The sequence below is a fragment of the Shewanella sp. WE21 genome (assembly GCF_002966515.1).
Classification (GTDB): Bacteria; Pseudomonadota; Gammaproteobacteria; order Enterobacterales; family Shewanellaceae; genus Shewanella; species Shewanella oncorhynchi.
On record NZ_CP023019.1, the window covers coordinates 4,729,819 to 4,744,395 of the forward strand.

Consider the following 14,577-nt stretch of genomic DNA (forward strand, 5'->3'; position numbering starts at 1 on the left):
TTGTACGTGGCCTATTAACGGATACCTTCACGACGCAATGCATCGGGGGTAAAGTTAGCTTCAGTCAGTTTGGCATCGAAGTTATACATGCCACTTTGGTTGTCTAAGCCCATGGCGAGATAACGACGGGATTGCAAATCATGGAAGACTTCTAAAGTATCCCACTGTGCAGGTACTTCGTAATAATTCAAGCCATGTGCAACGGCCACACGATACAACTGATCACGGTTGTCGTAGAGATCGGCGATTGACACTTGCCATGAATCTTCATCAAGGTACATATCGCGCACTTTATAAATGTGGCGCATACCGTCTTTCAGCGTCGCCCTCACTTGCCATACGCGGTGTTTTTCCCAACGAACGTACTCAGGATTCACATGACCAGGTTTCAATATTTGGTCATATTTCAGCTTATCCGAATGCAGTTTGTAATCGTTGTACGGGATATAAATTTCTTTTTTGCCAACCAGTTCCCAGTTGTAACGCACTGGGGAGCCGTTAAACATATCGAAATCATCTGTCGTACGCAGACCATCTGACACTGTACCCGGTGTATCAAAAGCCACGTTCGGCGCTTTACGTACTCGACGTTGACCTGTGTTATAGGTCCAAGCTTGGCGGGGAAGCGCCTCTTGATCCATGGTTTCTTTAACCAATAAGGCTGTACCTGCTAAACGTGCAGGCTGAGTCACCACTTGCTTAAAGTAGAACAGCGTATTGCTGGCTTTAAGCTGATCTAAGGTAATTTCTGGACGAGAATATTCGAAGCGAATTTCCTCAGCCGTTTCCACTAAGCTATAGCTACCATCGGCTGTCGGTGCAGCTTGGCTACGGGAAGTTTCGATATCGATACCACGAAAACGCAAAATGTGGTTCCAAATGGCTTCTAAACCATTTGCAGGGATCGGGAATGGAATACCAATAGCCGCACCAGAAATACCATTGCCCTGTGCAATCAGTTCAGCACGAGTCGCGTTAACTTTAGTCGCATCGTAAACGAACTGTGGTACAGAGGCGCTACGGCGAGTCTTGTACACATTCATCTTGTAGGTATCAGGATAAAGTTCGAACAACTTCATCTGACCCGGCGTTAAAAAATCTTTATATTGCGCTTTGTTAGCATTGGTAATAGTAAATTCAATCTTATCCTCAGGGAAAGGATCTGGGTGATGCATCCCTTTGGTATAACCCGCCACAGGCTGAGTGATACCACCATCCCACGCAGGAATAGAACCATCAGCATTACCTGCTTTTTCAGCACCTAAAGGGGTAAGTTCATTGCCAAGTTTTGCCGCATCAGCTTCTGATATCTTAGCCATAGCGACTGGCGCTGCGAACGCCAGCATGACTGCACTCGCCAATATCGTCAGTTTCTTCATTGTTTGAGTCCTTTTAGATCGAATACTTGATATTGAATGAAACATAATCACGATCTGCCATCGCATTCGTCGTACCGACACCGCCAAAGAAATTGTTATAGGAGATATCTGCACCCCAACGGTTTTGATAGTCGAAGTTAACGCCTAGCGCGACAGACTTACGTCCTTCCGTGAACAGGAACATAGGATCAGGTGTAATACCATCAACGTCATGGGAGAAAATCACCCGTGGAGACATATTGACCCCAGCAAATACGTTGTTGAAATCCGCCTTTCCAACTAAACGGTATCCCCAAGCAAAGTCGGTTGGGAACGGGTTAGTTTCAGGACCGTTGTGCAAGGCTTGAATGATGCCGGGCATATCTGGGTTGCCGCCAGAACGTGACGTACCTGGACCATTGAGACGTAGCTCATCAAAACCTGGCATATCATGGATCCACACGCCACCCACTTCGGCCAACATAGTCAAGTTATCTAAACCTAACGTTGGACCAAATAAATGGGTGAAAGTCATCTGCGCCTGAGTGGTATCAAGACGGATAAAGCCATCCACGGTTTCACCCGGCTTAACATCTTTAATCTGTGAAATACCATCGAGATCTGGACGAAGACCAGCGTTAGCTAACTGCTGTGGCATACCGGCAAACAACAATTCTACGTCATCGATTTGCAGTGGTTCATCCTGACGATGGGCAATTTCAGCCGCGACAGAGGTATCACCAACCAAGGTATTGAAACTGAAACCGTAAAGCTTGATATCTTCTGGATAAACGATTTGCGCCTTAGAGAAACTCTTCAAATTGAGCAACAATTCACGATCAATGTTACCCGAGTTTTGACCTATGGTCGCCAGATCAGACAAAAGTGCACCCGTGCTAAAATCGGCGGCTGTACCACTGATAAGAGGACGACGGCTATGGTAATTCATGAAATAAAAACCAAATTCGGTTTCACCCAGTGAAGGCGCGTAATAACCCAGCTTAATACCATATTGGCCATCATTGCTTGGCTCTGCCTCATCCTGCACTAGCGTCACTTTTGTTGGGTAAGCTAAGGCCATAGAAACCAATTGCTGTGTCGGAATAGATTGGCCGCTGGCAATCATGCCCGCTAAACGCTCGTATTCTTGCATCACAAAGTCTAAATTGATGTCAGGGTTAGCATTAAACCCAAGCTGAGCGTTTTGAGCGTAACCACCGAAACCCGCAAAATCGTTAGTCGCAAAAATAGAACCCGGTGTTGGTACCCAAATAGGTTGCCAATCATATTGATAGAATGCTTCTACCGTTAATGAATCCGTCAAACCAAGGGAAGCCCACACCATACCTTGAGGTCTGAACGCTTCTTTTAGTTCAGCACCTGGCGCATTAAGTATGTTCAAGTCAACGGCGTTGATTTCACTGATCCCATGGGCAATCAGTGTACTTTCACCCCATGACACCACTTGATTACCTACACGAATAGATAATGGATTAGCGCCATCGTTGAGGTCAAAGTTGCCATACACAAACGCATCGAGTAAGCGAATATCTTTACATTGAACTTCTGAAGCACGGTTATCTTCGCAAGGGTCAAACTCTTTGCCCGTTATCGGATCATTAAAATCATAATTACCGTCATTGAGTTTGCGATCATAGAAATACATACCACGAGCGAATAAACCGTAGTTTTTGTATTTCAATGACAATTCATGCAAACCTTTAACGATTTCGGATGTAGTATCGCCTTGAGAATAAAGTAAATTACTTAAGTCATTGTTACTGGAATACGATCCGGGCTGGGCCCAAATCTCAGCAGAAGTGTATTTAGTATTGCCAAATGCGCTGTAATTAGACCAATCAAATTGGGGTTGATTAACCTTACCAATTTGACCTTCCCAATCGCGCTCCCCTACACGCCAGCTCGCACCAGCAGTCCAAGTTGAGTCAAATGTGCCCTCAACCTCTCCCCAATTAAAAGATACTGCATTAACGCTTGGGATCATTAACAAACTCAATGCCGACGCCACCCCCAAAGCAAGCGCCGATTTGTTAAAACTATTTTTAACAATTTTCATTTTAGCTCTCCGTACCCTGCTGGATTCTTTGTTTTAGGAATTACAACCAACATCTTGTTAGCTCACAGGTAACATCATTGTTACAGCAATTAATCCCCTTGAGCAAGGCGCAGTTAGAGAAAATTTTCTAAAGAATTAAGCATGTAGGTACATTTGTACCGATAACTAAAAAGGAGAGATTTAAATTAGCGAAAAGCGGAATAGGAATGAAACATAAAAACACATTAAAAAATCATATAATTCATTAACATATTTAAAAATAAAATATCACAAAGCGAGCTTAGTAATCAGCCGACCGTTTAAAGTAATTGCTCTAAGTAAAGATAAACAAATTAAGACTAAACTCGATTTAATGAAACAAATTGTCCCTTGTCATCTAAAACCAATTTGAAATAGCCTTGAATGCCATTTTCGGTTAAAAAACGCCTAAAATGACGGCCATTAATCCACAAAATCCGCCCTTGAGTTTCACGAACCTCGACTTTATCGGCAAGCCCTTGATAATAAGGTAAGAAATCTCGATAGCTGATCGATAGTTTGAAATACAGTTCCATAATATCAGGGCAGCACAGACTGCTGCCCTCCTCCTACAAACTGCTATTTTGCCAATGCTTTAGAGACTTTTTCGTACATATCCTTAGATAAGTCAGGCAGAGCCAAAAGTTGCCCTAAACAGGCTTTTATCAAGGTTTGGCGGCCTAAGTCGAATTTATGATACTGGATCAATGGCGTCACCATACGGGCCGCAACCTGCGGATTGAGCTTATTAAGGGTCATTAAGCATTCGGTTAAGAAAGCATAACCCTTACCGTCTCTACGGTGGAATTGATAAATATTACCGGCAGCAAAACTGCCCACTAAAGCACGCACTCGGTTTGGATTACTCATACTAAAGCACTTGTGTTGCTGCAACAGACGCAAACACTCAATCACATCATCTGCATCACGGGTCGCTTGCAACATAAACCATTTATCCATCACCAATGGTGTATCCTGCCAACGTAGCTCAAATGTCGTCATCAGTTCATCACGACAAGGTAAATTCCCAACATTGGCAGCAGTCAACGCACCAAGAGAATCCGTCATATTACTGGCGTTATCGAACTGAGAAATCACTAACCCCTCAGCCTCATCCGACACCCGAGCTAACCAAGTTAAACACTGATTTTTAAGGGCTCTTGCCTGCGTATTCTCTACTGCGACTAAAGAACGATATAGCGCAATCAATTCATCTTCACAATGTGAAGCGAGCTCTATTAGTACAAATTCACGTGCTAAAGCTAACGCATCTAGATCAACATTCTCTGTTTGCTCAATCAAAGCCGAAGCCGTAGGTATCGCTAATATTTCGGCGATCAATGCCGGATCAAGCTCAGTGTCTAACAACACACCTTTAAAACTATCGCGCACACGGGGATCGAGAGCCATAGCTTGTTGCTGTTGTAAACTCGCCACATTTTGCCAAATAGCTTGGCTCACTAAGGTCACAGAAGCTTCCCAACGCGCCACTTCGCTGCTAGCAAAACGCATCAAGTGAACGAGTTGATCCACATTGAATCGATATTGTAATTTGACGGGAGCGGAAAAGTTTTGCAGTAACGAAGCGACGGGTTTATGAGTGAGTCCATCAAAGCTAAACACTTGTTCAGTTTGAGTAAAATCGAGAATCTCATTCACTAAAGAATGGCCCTTCGCATCTAAGAGCTCTAAGCTAAACGGAATATGCAGCGGTGATGCACAGTTCACTAGACTTTGTTTAAGGGTCAATTGATAAACGCCCGTTTGCGCATCAAAACTGTCCATCGCAGTCACAATCGGCGTACCGGCTTGGCTATACCATAAACGGAATTGGGTTAAATCCACTCCGCTGGCATCTTCCATTGCCGCCACAAAATCATCACAGGTGACAGCTTGGCCGTCGTGGCGTTTAAAATACAGTTTCATTCCCGCCTGAAACTTTTCTTCGCCGAGCAAAGTGTGCATCATGCGGATGACTTCAGCGCCCTTGTTATACACAGTCACAGTGTAGAAATTATTCATCTCAATGACAGATTCTGGACGAATAGGATGGGACATAGGGCCAGAATCTTCTGCAAATTGCTGATTTTTTATCACTTTAATTGCATGAATTCGATTCACAGCACGAGAGCCTAAATCTGAGCTAAATTCTTGATCGCGAAAAACCGTTAAGCCTTCTTTTAAACTTAATTGGAACCAATCGCGGCACGTTACGCGGTTTCCTGTCCAATTATGAAAATACTCATGGCCTACAACCGATTCAATGCCGTGATAATCCTCGTCGGTGGCCGTTAAGGTATCTGCAAGCACATATTTAGTGTTAAAGATATTTAAGCCTTTGTTTTCCATCGCACCCATATTGAAAAAGTCGACGGCCACTATCATGTAAATATCTAAATCATACTCAAGATCAAAACGGCTCTCATCCCATGCCATGGATTTCTTAAGTGATGCCATCGCATGGTGTGCTTTATGTAAATTACCTTTATCAACGAACACTTGCAGGATCACTTTACGGCGACTGCGAGCAATGAACTCATCTTGCAATAGATCAAAATCGCCAGCGACTAAGGCAAATAAATACGCTGGTTTTGGAAATGGATCTTGCCAGCAAACATAATGGCGTCCACCATCTAACTCACCTTGATCAATCAAATTACCGTTACTCAGTAAAAACGGGAATGCGGCGCTATCGGCTTCGATACGAACTGTGTATTTAGCTAATACATCAGGGCGATCAAGGAAATAAGTGATACGTCGAAAGCCCTCTGCCTCGCATTGCGTGCAGTAGGCACCATCGGACATATAGAGCCCTTCAAGGCTCGAATTAGCTTCAGGATCGAGCTTAGTGATAATGTTAAGCTCAAACTCATCAAGCTCAGTTTCTAGAACTAATTGACCTGCACTAACATGGTAAGGCACAGCATCACCATTGACTGTCAGTGAAACAATGGTCAAATCTTCGCCATCCAACACTAAGGCTTGTGCATGTTTTGAAGTGCGTTTTATACGACTGATCGCCTGCACTTGGGTTTCATTGCCAGCCAAATTAAACGCTAAATCGATAGTCTCTATCGTAAAAAGTGGCGCTTGATAATCTTTTAAGTATTTTGCTTGAGCTTGTGTCATTTCGATCCCTTTAACGCTGATCTAAATAAGAAAAAACGCGCCATAAGCGCGTTTTGATATCGGATAAATCGACTCGACTAGCGCCTACTTAGCACTAGTTTTAGCCATTTTTTGCACATCAGCCATATCTAAGGTGATATAAGCGGTTTCGTCTAAAAATGCATCTGGCAATTCAGCGTCGTCTTTAATGTCTTCCATTGATTTAACCGGTGCTAAACCATTGGCGACTCGACGCTCGTTTGTTCTGTCGAGGACTTTTTTCTCATCGGCTTCACGGGAAGCAATACGCTCACTTTCAACCAGAGACACAGTTTTCTCTTTGTGATGCTTTTTAAAATCGGCAATATCTTGATTGATATAGGCAAACTCTACGCTGTTTTTTATACGGTTAAGGTGCTTAGATTCAAGGCTAGTCACTAACTCAGGCGTAACATCATTAAGCGTGCCATATTGCGCCATTGGCACTTTATCCCAAGGCAATGCATTTTTCTCTTCAGCTTCGCCGTACTCGCCCGGCTCCAACGCACTTGGGTAAGCAATGTTGGGGGTCACACCTTTAATCTGTGTACTACCACCATTAATACGGTAGAACTTTTGAATCGTATACTGCACATGGCCAATTGGCTTCTCATACATGTCGTAGATACGGCCTAGGCTCTTATGCTGCTGTACTGTACCTTTCCCAAAACTCGACTCACCGACGATCAGTGCACGGTCATAATCTTGCAATGCGGCAGCAAAAATTTCAGAGGCTGAAGCACTGTAACGGTCAACCATCACAGTCAATGGTCCAGCGTAACTGGTTTTACCGTCGTTATCACGATGCGCAGACACTCGTCCATCGGCATCACGAATTTGTACTACAGGGCCCATATCGATAAAAAGTCCCGTCAGTAGCACGGCTTCCGTTAATGCACCACCACCGTTACCTCTAAGGTCGATGACTATGCCTTCTACTTTGGCGTCGTTTAACTTCACGAGCTCTTTTTCAACGTCCTGCGACAAATTCATATAAAAACCAGGAATTTGGATCACACCGACTTTGCGATGAGCATACTCACCGTCTTTAGGTTCAATCACCTTAGAGGTTGCCGCTCTGTCTTCAAGACGAATTTTGTCGCGAACTAAGGTAACGTCGAATGGCTTAGCATTGGAACCGCCTTTCTTCGGTAAAATTTGCAGAACAACTTTACTGCCCTTAGGACCTTTAATCAGGTCGACCACGTCGTCTAAACGCCAGCCAATCACATCAACAATCTCGCCGCCTTCTTGACCGACACCGACAATCTTGTCTTCCGGCGACAGTTTTTCACTGCCCGCAGCAGGACCGCCAGTAATTAAACTTTTAATGACAGTGTAATCGTCTTCGAGTTGCAGTTGAGCACCAATACCTTCAAGGCTCAAGTTCATTTCCATTTGGAAACGTTCAGCATTGCGTGGTGAAAGGTAACTTGTATGTGGCTCAATGCTACGCGAGAAGGCATTCATCACGCCTTGGAACACGTCTTCACTGTTAGTTTGAATCAACCGTTTAATCGCGTTGTTGTAACGCTTTTGGAGGATATCAACAATCTCAGGCCATTTCTTACCTGTGAGTTTAAGATTTAGTGCATCGTATTTAACACGTTGACGCCATAACTCATTAATTTCTGTCTGGTCTTTTGGCCATGCGGCCTCATCGCGGTCGTACTCATAGGCATCACCGGGCGCAGAAAAATCCATCTCTTTATCTAATAGAGATAAAGCATAGACAAAGCCTTCATAGCGGCGCTTTTGGACGATATCAAACATTTTATAGGCAGGCTCAAGTTCACCAGAACTAAGCATGTCATCGAATTGGGTAGCATAAGGTTTAAAACTATCGACATCCGCTTGGGTTAACACATTGCGGCGATAGTCCAACTGCTGTAGATAACGATCGAAAATTTGCGCAGAAAAGGCGTCATCGAGATTGAATCTATGATAGTGCGAACGAGTGTATAAGTCCGTTACCCTTTTGCTCGCAACCTTATGTTGCGCTTCCTGCTTGAGAGTGGGTAACTCGCTGATTTGAATCGTGGGTGGTACGGCCCAAGCCGAAAATCCGACAAAAACAGTGGCGATCGAGGTAGCCAAAGTGAGTTTTCGCATCAACAAGTTACTCCGTTTTAATAAATGATTACAGCAGGATATGTTCTGCTCTAACTTTAATCGTTAGGCCACTATCAAGCTGAACATGAATATCTTCCTTGTTAATGTCAGTAATCACACCGGCTACGGGTGTCATACCTAATTTAACATTGACGCGTTGTTTTTTCGTTAAATCAGTCAATTGTGCTTGAACATAATTGACGACTGGCGCTGCAGCTTTTGGTGCAGGCTTAGCAGGACGCTCAGTTTTAGGACGCTGAGGAACGGCCACCTTTTTAGGTGCTTTCTTCGCCGCAGGCTTAGGTGCAAGTGCTGCACGTTTCGCTTTGGCCTTATCCTGACTCTCTTTCAACATGGCTTGAGCATGATCAATGTGCTCTTGCTCTAACTCGCCGCAAGGTTCGCCATCCAGGTTTACGCGTTGTGCGCCTGCTTTAACGCACTTTAAATAGCGCCAGCTGCTGGTGTAACGTCTCAAGGCAACTCTGAGCTGAGTTTTACTGACTTTAGAATCATCAGCCAACCTTTCAGCCAAATCTTGAAACAATCCGATTTTTAATGGCTTAGTTTCACCTTCAGCAATAAAGCACAAAGGAAATGTTTCATACAAATACGCCAAAATTGCATTGGTGTCGGTCAACTTTTCTGTTGATTCCATCATTACTTCCACAGTCAAAAAGGGACATCGATTCGAGGTGATATATATCAGCTTCTTACATGTCGTTTATCTTCGTTAAACTCAATATTGAGTCAACGTACAAATTAGCATCCTAGCCGCGTTTACTAAAGTTAAAAAATATACCTTAACAAATTTTGACAGCTCAAAACACTAAGCTTATTCATTGCATGCCAATCAAACCAGCTTAATGCGTGCAGGCGCATATTATAAGGCGCACGCCACCGATTGCGACTATGAATTATGCGTTATTGTACGCAAATTAATCAAATAGGCAGTTTTCAAAACTTTTAACCAGTAATTCCAGCCCCTTTTGGTCTTCTTCATCGAAACGATCGAAGATAGGACTGTCAATATCGAGCACGGCAACCACGTTACCTTGCGCACGAACTGGCACAACGATTTCAGAATTACTGGCAGAATCACAGGCAATATGACCATCAAATTGATGGACATCAGCCACTCGCTGAGTTTGATTAGTGAATGCTGCTGTACCACACACACCTTTTCCTAACGGAATGCGTGTACAAGCCACTTTACCTTGAAACGGGCCAAGTACCAGTTGTTCGCCACACATGACGTAGAATCCCACCCAGTTCAGCTCAGTTAAATTATCATTGAGCAAGGCTGAAAAATTCGCCATCGCTGCAACAAGGTCATCTTCCCCTTCCAACAAGGCCAAGGCTTGACGGTTAAGTGACTCATAAAATTTCGATTTCATTACATTTCCTAACAATTTTATTCTGCTGCTTCGGTCTTTTTAGCCGCTTTTTTCGCTGCAGGCGGATTCGTTGGCGTACTATTAACCTGAACGGCGCCTTTAAGCAAGTTCGTCAGCTCATCTTTATTGTTAGCAAAATAGAATGCGAGCTTTTCGCCCACACTTTCATCTATACCCAAATCAGCTTTTTGAATGAAGGGGATAAGGTTATCGGCGATATCGAGCATCTTATCGTAGGCATCAGCCTCCTTCTTAGATGTGAATGTCATCTTTTCAACCCCTTCTCTGACCACGACAAACTGTGTTATTACTGCCATGACTGCCCTCGCACTGTTTTTATATACAGTAACTAGAGTGACATAGATTGAACTTGTGATGCAAGTGTTCTGATTAATCTGATATTATTAGCGTACTTTCGTTGCCAAGATTATAAAGCGCTAGACGTGGCTTAACAGCTAACTAGCACGACACTTTGCACCGTTCTCGCTGTTATTACTCCTATTAGGCTAATATATATTTTTATATGCATGAAAACGCAGCAGAAAATTCAGTAATCCTATGCCGCTCCTGCGATTTAGCAGTCCGCAAACGTGCCTTGCCTAGCGGCGTTAGAGCAATCTGTCCTCGTTGCAGCACTGCACTTTATGACACGCCATACTGCTCTGTGAATGGTATGTTAGCCCTATGTATTTCGGCATTAGTGTTTTATTTCCCTGCCAATTTTTTACCCGTACTCGAGATCCACTTTTTCGGTAGTATTCGTACTACTACGGTTTTCCAAGGGGCATTTGCAGTATTTGACCAAGGCTATTGGGTTGTAGGTGTCGCCGTACTTGCCGCAGCTGTGATAGGTCCAGGCTTATTACTGTTATCGATATTGACACAGATTTTAATTGTGAAATGGGGATTGAGTAGCCTTTTTTGGCGTAACTCATTGAAGCAGTTGTTAAAATTTCATGGCGTCTTATCGCAACTCACTATGCTGGAAATTTATGTGATCAGCTTCTTAGTTTCATCATTTCAGCTATCTGATTTTTCGGACATTTATTTTGGTATGGGCACATTTTGCTTCACTATGCTGTTTCTCGTGACCTTGTTTCTACAAAGAGAATACGACTTAGAACATATGTGGACGTTATTGGAAGGTCATAGCTGATATGAAACAACAAGGTAAAGATATCGGCCTATGTCTCTGTAAAGTGTGTCGCCAACTCAACAGCAGTGAACTCACGCACTGTCAGCGCTGTGAAACTGAGTTGCACGTCAGAGACTATTCCAGCCTGCAAAAAAGTTGGGCTTTGTTGATTACCGCTGCCATCTTACTGGTGCCAGCCAACATTTACCCTATCACTATGCTGACCAATCAAGGGCAAGTGCGGCACGACACAATTTTTTCGGGCATTTTGCATTTAGTGCATTCAGATATGCTGCCTATTGCCATCATAGTGTTTACCGCCAGTATTTTAGTACCATGGATTAAAATCATCGGCTTATCCATTTATCTGTGTGCGATCAGTTTTGACATTCCGATTTCAAAAAAGAAATTGATGGTGGGTTTTCACATCATCGAATGGATTGGCCGCTGGTCAATGCTCGATTTATTTGTCATCTCAATCACAGTGGCATTAGTGAACATGGGACAATTACTCGACGCGAAACCCGCGCCTGCGGCTACCGCATTTGCCTTGGTTATTCTGTTAACTCAGTTAGCCGCAAAAGTTTTAGACACTCGTTTACTCTGGGATCGATTGGAACCTCAAGATGACACAAATTGAATCGCCGAAAGTTGTAAAGAAAAAACTCTTTTCGCCCATTTGGCTGCTTCCTATTGTCGCGTTGGCATTAGGTGCTTGGCTGGGCATTAAGAGCATTAAAGAATCGGGGGTTGAAATTCAAATTCACTTTCCGAGCGCCACTGGGATTGATGTAGGTAAAACCTTAGTCAAATACCAAGGTTTGGCTGTCGGTAAAGTGAAAGACATTGGCATAGATGAAGATCTCAAAGGCGTGAACGTCAAGGTCATGATGGACTACCGTGCTAAGCCTTTCTTGAATAAAGAAACCCTCTTCTGGCTTGTCACACCTAAAGCAAGTATTACAGGTGTTGAAGGCTTAGATGCGCTGTTTTCGGGTAACTATATTGCTATCCAACCAGGGAAAGGTAATGCCTCGACATTTTTTGAAGCAGAACGCCAACCGCCGCCGATGCAAATCGGCTCAGAAGGTGTGATGGTCGAATTGACCTCCGATAAACTCGGCTCGCTCGATGTTGGCTCGCCAATATTTTTCCGCCAAATCCCCGTGGGTAGCGTGGTCAGCTATCGTTTAGATGGCAATCAAAGAGTCATTATCAGCGCTTTCATTCAAGAGCAATACGCGCGATTAGTGAAGAAAAACTCTCACTTTTGGAATGTTTCTGGCGTCAAAATTGATGCTTCACTAACTGGGGTTAAAGTCAGTTCAGAGAGTTTGGCGTCCATTCTGGCTGGCGGCGTGAGTTTCAGCTCTGACGATAAAGCAGACATAGCTAAAAACGGTGACGTTTTTTCGCTTTATGATTCAGAAACCACCGCCCTTGGCGGCATAGAAATAAACCTAACCATGGCTGATGCTAACGGTGTCGACAAAGGTACCCGCATCGTTTATCGCGGCATGAGCATTGGCAGTATTTTAAGTAAACAACTCACGTCCAATGGTGTTACAGCCGTGGCTAAGTTTGAACCTCAATACGGTTCACTGTTAACTAACGACGGGGTGTTTTGGCTTGAAGGTGCTGATATTTCCCTCTCAGGCATTAAGAATCCAGAACGCTTACTGACAGGTAGCGTGATCAACTTCCTGCCAGGCATAAACACCAAAAGCGCGGTACCAAGCAGCTTTGCCTTACAATCAAAGGCACCTGATTTACTGCAATCGAAGAAGCGTTTCTTGACCTTAACCTCAGCCGAAAACATGGGCATTTCAGCGGGCGCTCAAGTTCGCTTCAAGCAAATACCCATCGGTTCAGTGCTTGCGGTTAAGTTAACCAAAGATTTATCGGCAGTGGAATACCAACTCGAGCTACAACCTGAGTTTGCCAGTCTAATTCGCAGCGACAGCTATTTTGTGCCTGAGTCAGCATTAACGGTAAACGCATCGTTAGACGGTGTATCAGTCAAAGCAAGGGATTTTACAACGCTCACTCAAGGTGCAGTTAGCTTGATCCAAGGTCACAGCGACACACCTTTAGCTGCTAACAGCGCTCTGACCCTCTTTAGCTCTGTGGATGCCGCGACAGCTTTTTATGATCGTCAGCAGCAAGTGCATTTAACGTTAATCAGTCAAGATGGCGCCGATGTCAGCCAAGGCTCACCGATTTACTATAAAAAAATGCAAATTGGCACAGTTGACTCAGTGAACTGGCAAAGCAAAACCGAAGACTTCACTATCAAGCTCGCTATCGACAAACAGTTTCAACCCTTGCTGAAAATGCCAAAAGTATTCTGGCGTAACAGCGCTGTGGATATCAGTGCCAGTCTTGCCGGTATTGATGTCGCCGTTGCCCCGCTACAAGGGGCATTAAAGGGCAGCATCAGTCTGGGATTGCTTGATAGCAATGACAAAGTGAGCAATACAATCCCGTTAAAACTCTATGAGAGCAAGCAGTTGGCATTAAGTCAGGCGCAGGCAATTCGCCTCACATTACCCGCCTCCAGCAAGCTTACGGCCAAGGCCGCGATTCGTTATCAAGGTCATCAAGTGGGTGAAGTGTCGCAGGTGAAGCTCAATGCGGATCTTAATACACTCACAGCTAGCGCATATCTCTACGGGGAATATGCCGAACATTTCAGCCGCAGTGACTGTGAATATCATTTAGTGGATGCACAAATTTCTCTGGCGGGGATCAAAGCGCCAGAAACGCTGATCACAGGTCCTTACATAGGAGTCTTACCGGGTAAGAGTAGTCAAAAAGCGACCCAGTTTGTTGCCAACCTCGCTGCCAGCAGCTATGCCAATGTTGCCGAAGATGCGCTGAAATTCATTCTAGAAGATACTAGCCTAGGCTCAATGAAAGTCGGCACACCTATCTTCTTCCGAGGGATTAAAGTCGGTCAAATCGACGGTTATAGCCTATCGACACAGGGGAATAGTGTATTGATGCAGGCCCATATCGAGGCACAGTACAGTCACTTAGTGAATCAAAGCAGTCAGTTCTGGGATGCCTCAGGGATTAAAGTCGATGTAGGCCTCTTCTCTGGTGCCCAAATCGAAGCGGGCTCGCTGGAAACCTTACTCGCTGGCGGCATCAATGTGGCGACTAAGGACACGACTCAAGAGGGTAATCATTTAGCGACTGGCACAGTATTAAGATTACAACACAAAGCCGAAAACGAATGGCAGCAATGGGCACCAGCCCAGTAATTCTTTTCATCAAAATACTTACACCAACGCACTAATATTAAAGCTCTTACAAATAAATCAGGCGCAT

The 14,577-nt window shown here is 44.2% G+C and carries 11 protein-coding genes; 3 read left to right on the forward strand and 8 right to left on the reverse strand.

Annotated elements, in window-relative coordinates; translation table 11 throughout:
• Positions 1-14 precede the first annotated feature (14 nt).
• The 8 genes from CKQ84_RS21115 to CKQ84_RS21150 form a co-directional block, all read right to left on the reverse strand.
• Positions 15-1,379 (reverse strand): DUF1329 domain-containing protein, encoded by a 1,365-nt coding sequence (locus tag CKQ84_RS21115; protein WP_105252650.1) that lies wholly within the window; start codon positions 1,377-1,379, stop codon positions 15-17.
• Between the two features lie 13 nt (positions 1,380-1,392).
• Positions 1,393-3,435 carry a DUF1302 domain-containing protein gene (locus CKQ84_RS21120; RefSeq protein WP_105252651.1) on the reverse strand — a complete coding sequence of 681 codons (2,043 nt, stop codon included), beginning with the start codon at positions 3,433-3,435 and terminating at the stop codon, positions 1,393-1,395.
• A 338-nt stretch (positions 3,436-3,773) separates the two neighbouring features.
• The gene (locus CKQ84_RS21125; RefSeq protein WP_028759764.1) at positions 3,774-3,989 is read right to left on the reverse strand and encodes a DUF2835 domain-containing protein; all 216 of its coding nucleotides are present in this window, start codon (positions 3,987-3,989) and stop codon (positions 3,774-3,776) included.
• Between the two features lie 43 nt (positions 3,990-4,032).
• A complete protein-coding gene (gene pepN, locus CKQ84_RS21130; RefSeq protein WP_105252652.1) occupies positions 4,033-6,582 on the reverse strand; it encodes an aminopeptidase N in 2,550 nt (849 codons plus the stop codon).
• An 84-nt stretch (positions 6,583-6,666) separates the two neighbouring features.
• Positions 6,667-8,712 carry a carboxy terminal-processing peptidase gene (gene prc, locus CKQ84_RS21135; RefSeq protein ID WP_173913204.1) on the reverse strand — a complete coding sequence of 682 codons (2,046 nt, stop codon included), beginning with the start codon at positions 8,710-8,712 and terminating at the stop codon, positions 6,667-6,669.
• A 28-nt stretch (positions 8,713-8,740) separates the two neighbouring features.
• Positions 8,741-9,370, reverse strand: a complete 630-nt coding sequence (gene proQ, locus CKQ84_RS21140; protein ID WP_028759761.1) for an RNA chaperone ProQ — start codon at positions 9,368-9,370, stop codon at positions 8,741-8,743.
• Between the two features lie 280 nt (positions 9,371-9,650).
• Complete coding sequence (locus tag CKQ84_RS21145; RefSeq protein WP_105252654.1) at positions 9,651-10,109, reverse strand: GAF domain-containing protein; 459 nt, start codon at positions 10,107-10,109, stop codon at positions 9,651-9,653.
• A gap of 17 nt (positions 10,110-10,126) precedes the next feature.
• Complete coding sequence (locus CKQ84_RS21150) at positions 10,127-10,426, reverse strand: YebG family protein (RefSeq protein WP_105252655.1); 300 nt, start codon at positions 10,424-10,426, stop codon at positions 10,127-10,129.
• A 206-nt stretch (positions 10,427-10,632) separates the two neighbouring features.
• Between CKQ84_RS21150 and CKQ84_RS21155 the strand changes: the two genes are divergently transcribed.
• The 3 genes from CKQ84_RS21155 to CKQ84_RS21165 are packed head-to-tail and all read left to right on the forward strand — an operon-like array spanning position 10,633 to position 14,510.
• A complete protein-coding gene (locus tag CKQ84_RS21155) occupies positions 10,633-11,265 on the forward strand; it encodes a paraquat-inducible protein A (RefSeq protein WP_105252656.1) in 633 nt (210 codons plus the stop codon).
• A 1-nt stretch (position 11,266) separates the two neighbouring features.
• On the forward strand, positions 11,267-11,884 hold the full coding sequence (locus CKQ84_RS21160; protein ID WP_105252657.1) for a paraquat-inducible protein A: 618 nt from the start codon (positions 11,267-11,269) through the stop codon (positions 11,882-11,884).
• Complete coding sequence (locus CKQ84_RS21165) at positions 11,871-14,510, forward strand: PqiB family protein (RefSeq protein ID WP_105252658.1); 2,640 nt, start codon at positions 11,871-11,873, stop codon at positions 14,508-14,510. The genes CKQ84_RS21160 and CKQ84_RS21165 overlap by 14 nt, the downstream gene beginning before the upstream one ends.
• The last annotated feature ends 67 nt before the right edge of the window (positions 14,511-14,577 follow it).

Bases quoted from the DNA above. Each gene is read 5' to 3' on its own strand.
- CKQ84_RS21115 (WP_105252650.1), bottom strand. From the start codon at position 1,379: ATGAAGAAACTGACGATATTGGCGAGTGCAGTCATGCTGGCGTTCGCA.
- CKQ84_RS21120 (WP_105252651.1), bottom strand. From the start codon at position 3,435: ATGAAAATTGTTAAAAATAGTTTTAACAAATCGGCGCTTGCTTTGGGG.
- CKQ84_RS21125 (WP_028759764.1), bottom strand. From the start codon at position 3,989: ATGGAACTGTATTTCAAACTATCGATCAGCTATCGAGATTTCTTACCT.
- pepN (WP_105252652.1), bottom strand. From the start codon at position 6,582: ATGACACAAGCTCAAGCAAAATACTTAAAAGATTATCAAGCGCCACTT.
- prc (WP_173913204.1), bottom strand. From the start codon at position 8,712: ATGCGAAAACTCACTTTGGCTACCTCGATCGCCACTGTTTTTGTCGGA.
- proQ (WP_028759761.1), bottom strand. From the start codon at position 9,370: ATGGAATCAACAGAAAAGTTGACCGACACCAATGCAATTTTGGCGTAT.
- CKQ84_RS21145 (WP_105252654.1), bottom strand. From the start codon at position 10,109: ATGAAATCGAAATTTTATGAGTCACTTAACCGTCAAGCCTTGGCCTTG.
- CKQ84_RS21150 (WP_105252655.1), bottom strand. From the start codon at position 10,426: ATGGCAGTAATAACACAGTTTGTCGTGGTCAGAGAAGGGGTTGAAAAG.
- CKQ84_RS21155 (WP_105252656.1), top strand. From the start codon at position 10,633: ATGCATGAAAACGCAGCAGAAAATTCAGTAATCCTATGCCGCTCCTGC.
- CKQ84_RS21160 (WP_105252657.1), top strand. From the start codon at position 11,267: ATGAAACAACAAGGTAAAGATATCGGCCTATGTCTCTGTAAAGTGTGT.
- CKQ84_RS21165 (WP_105252658.1), top strand. From the start codon at position 11,871: ATGACACAAATTGAATCGCCGAAAGTTGTAAAGAAAAAACTCTTTTCG.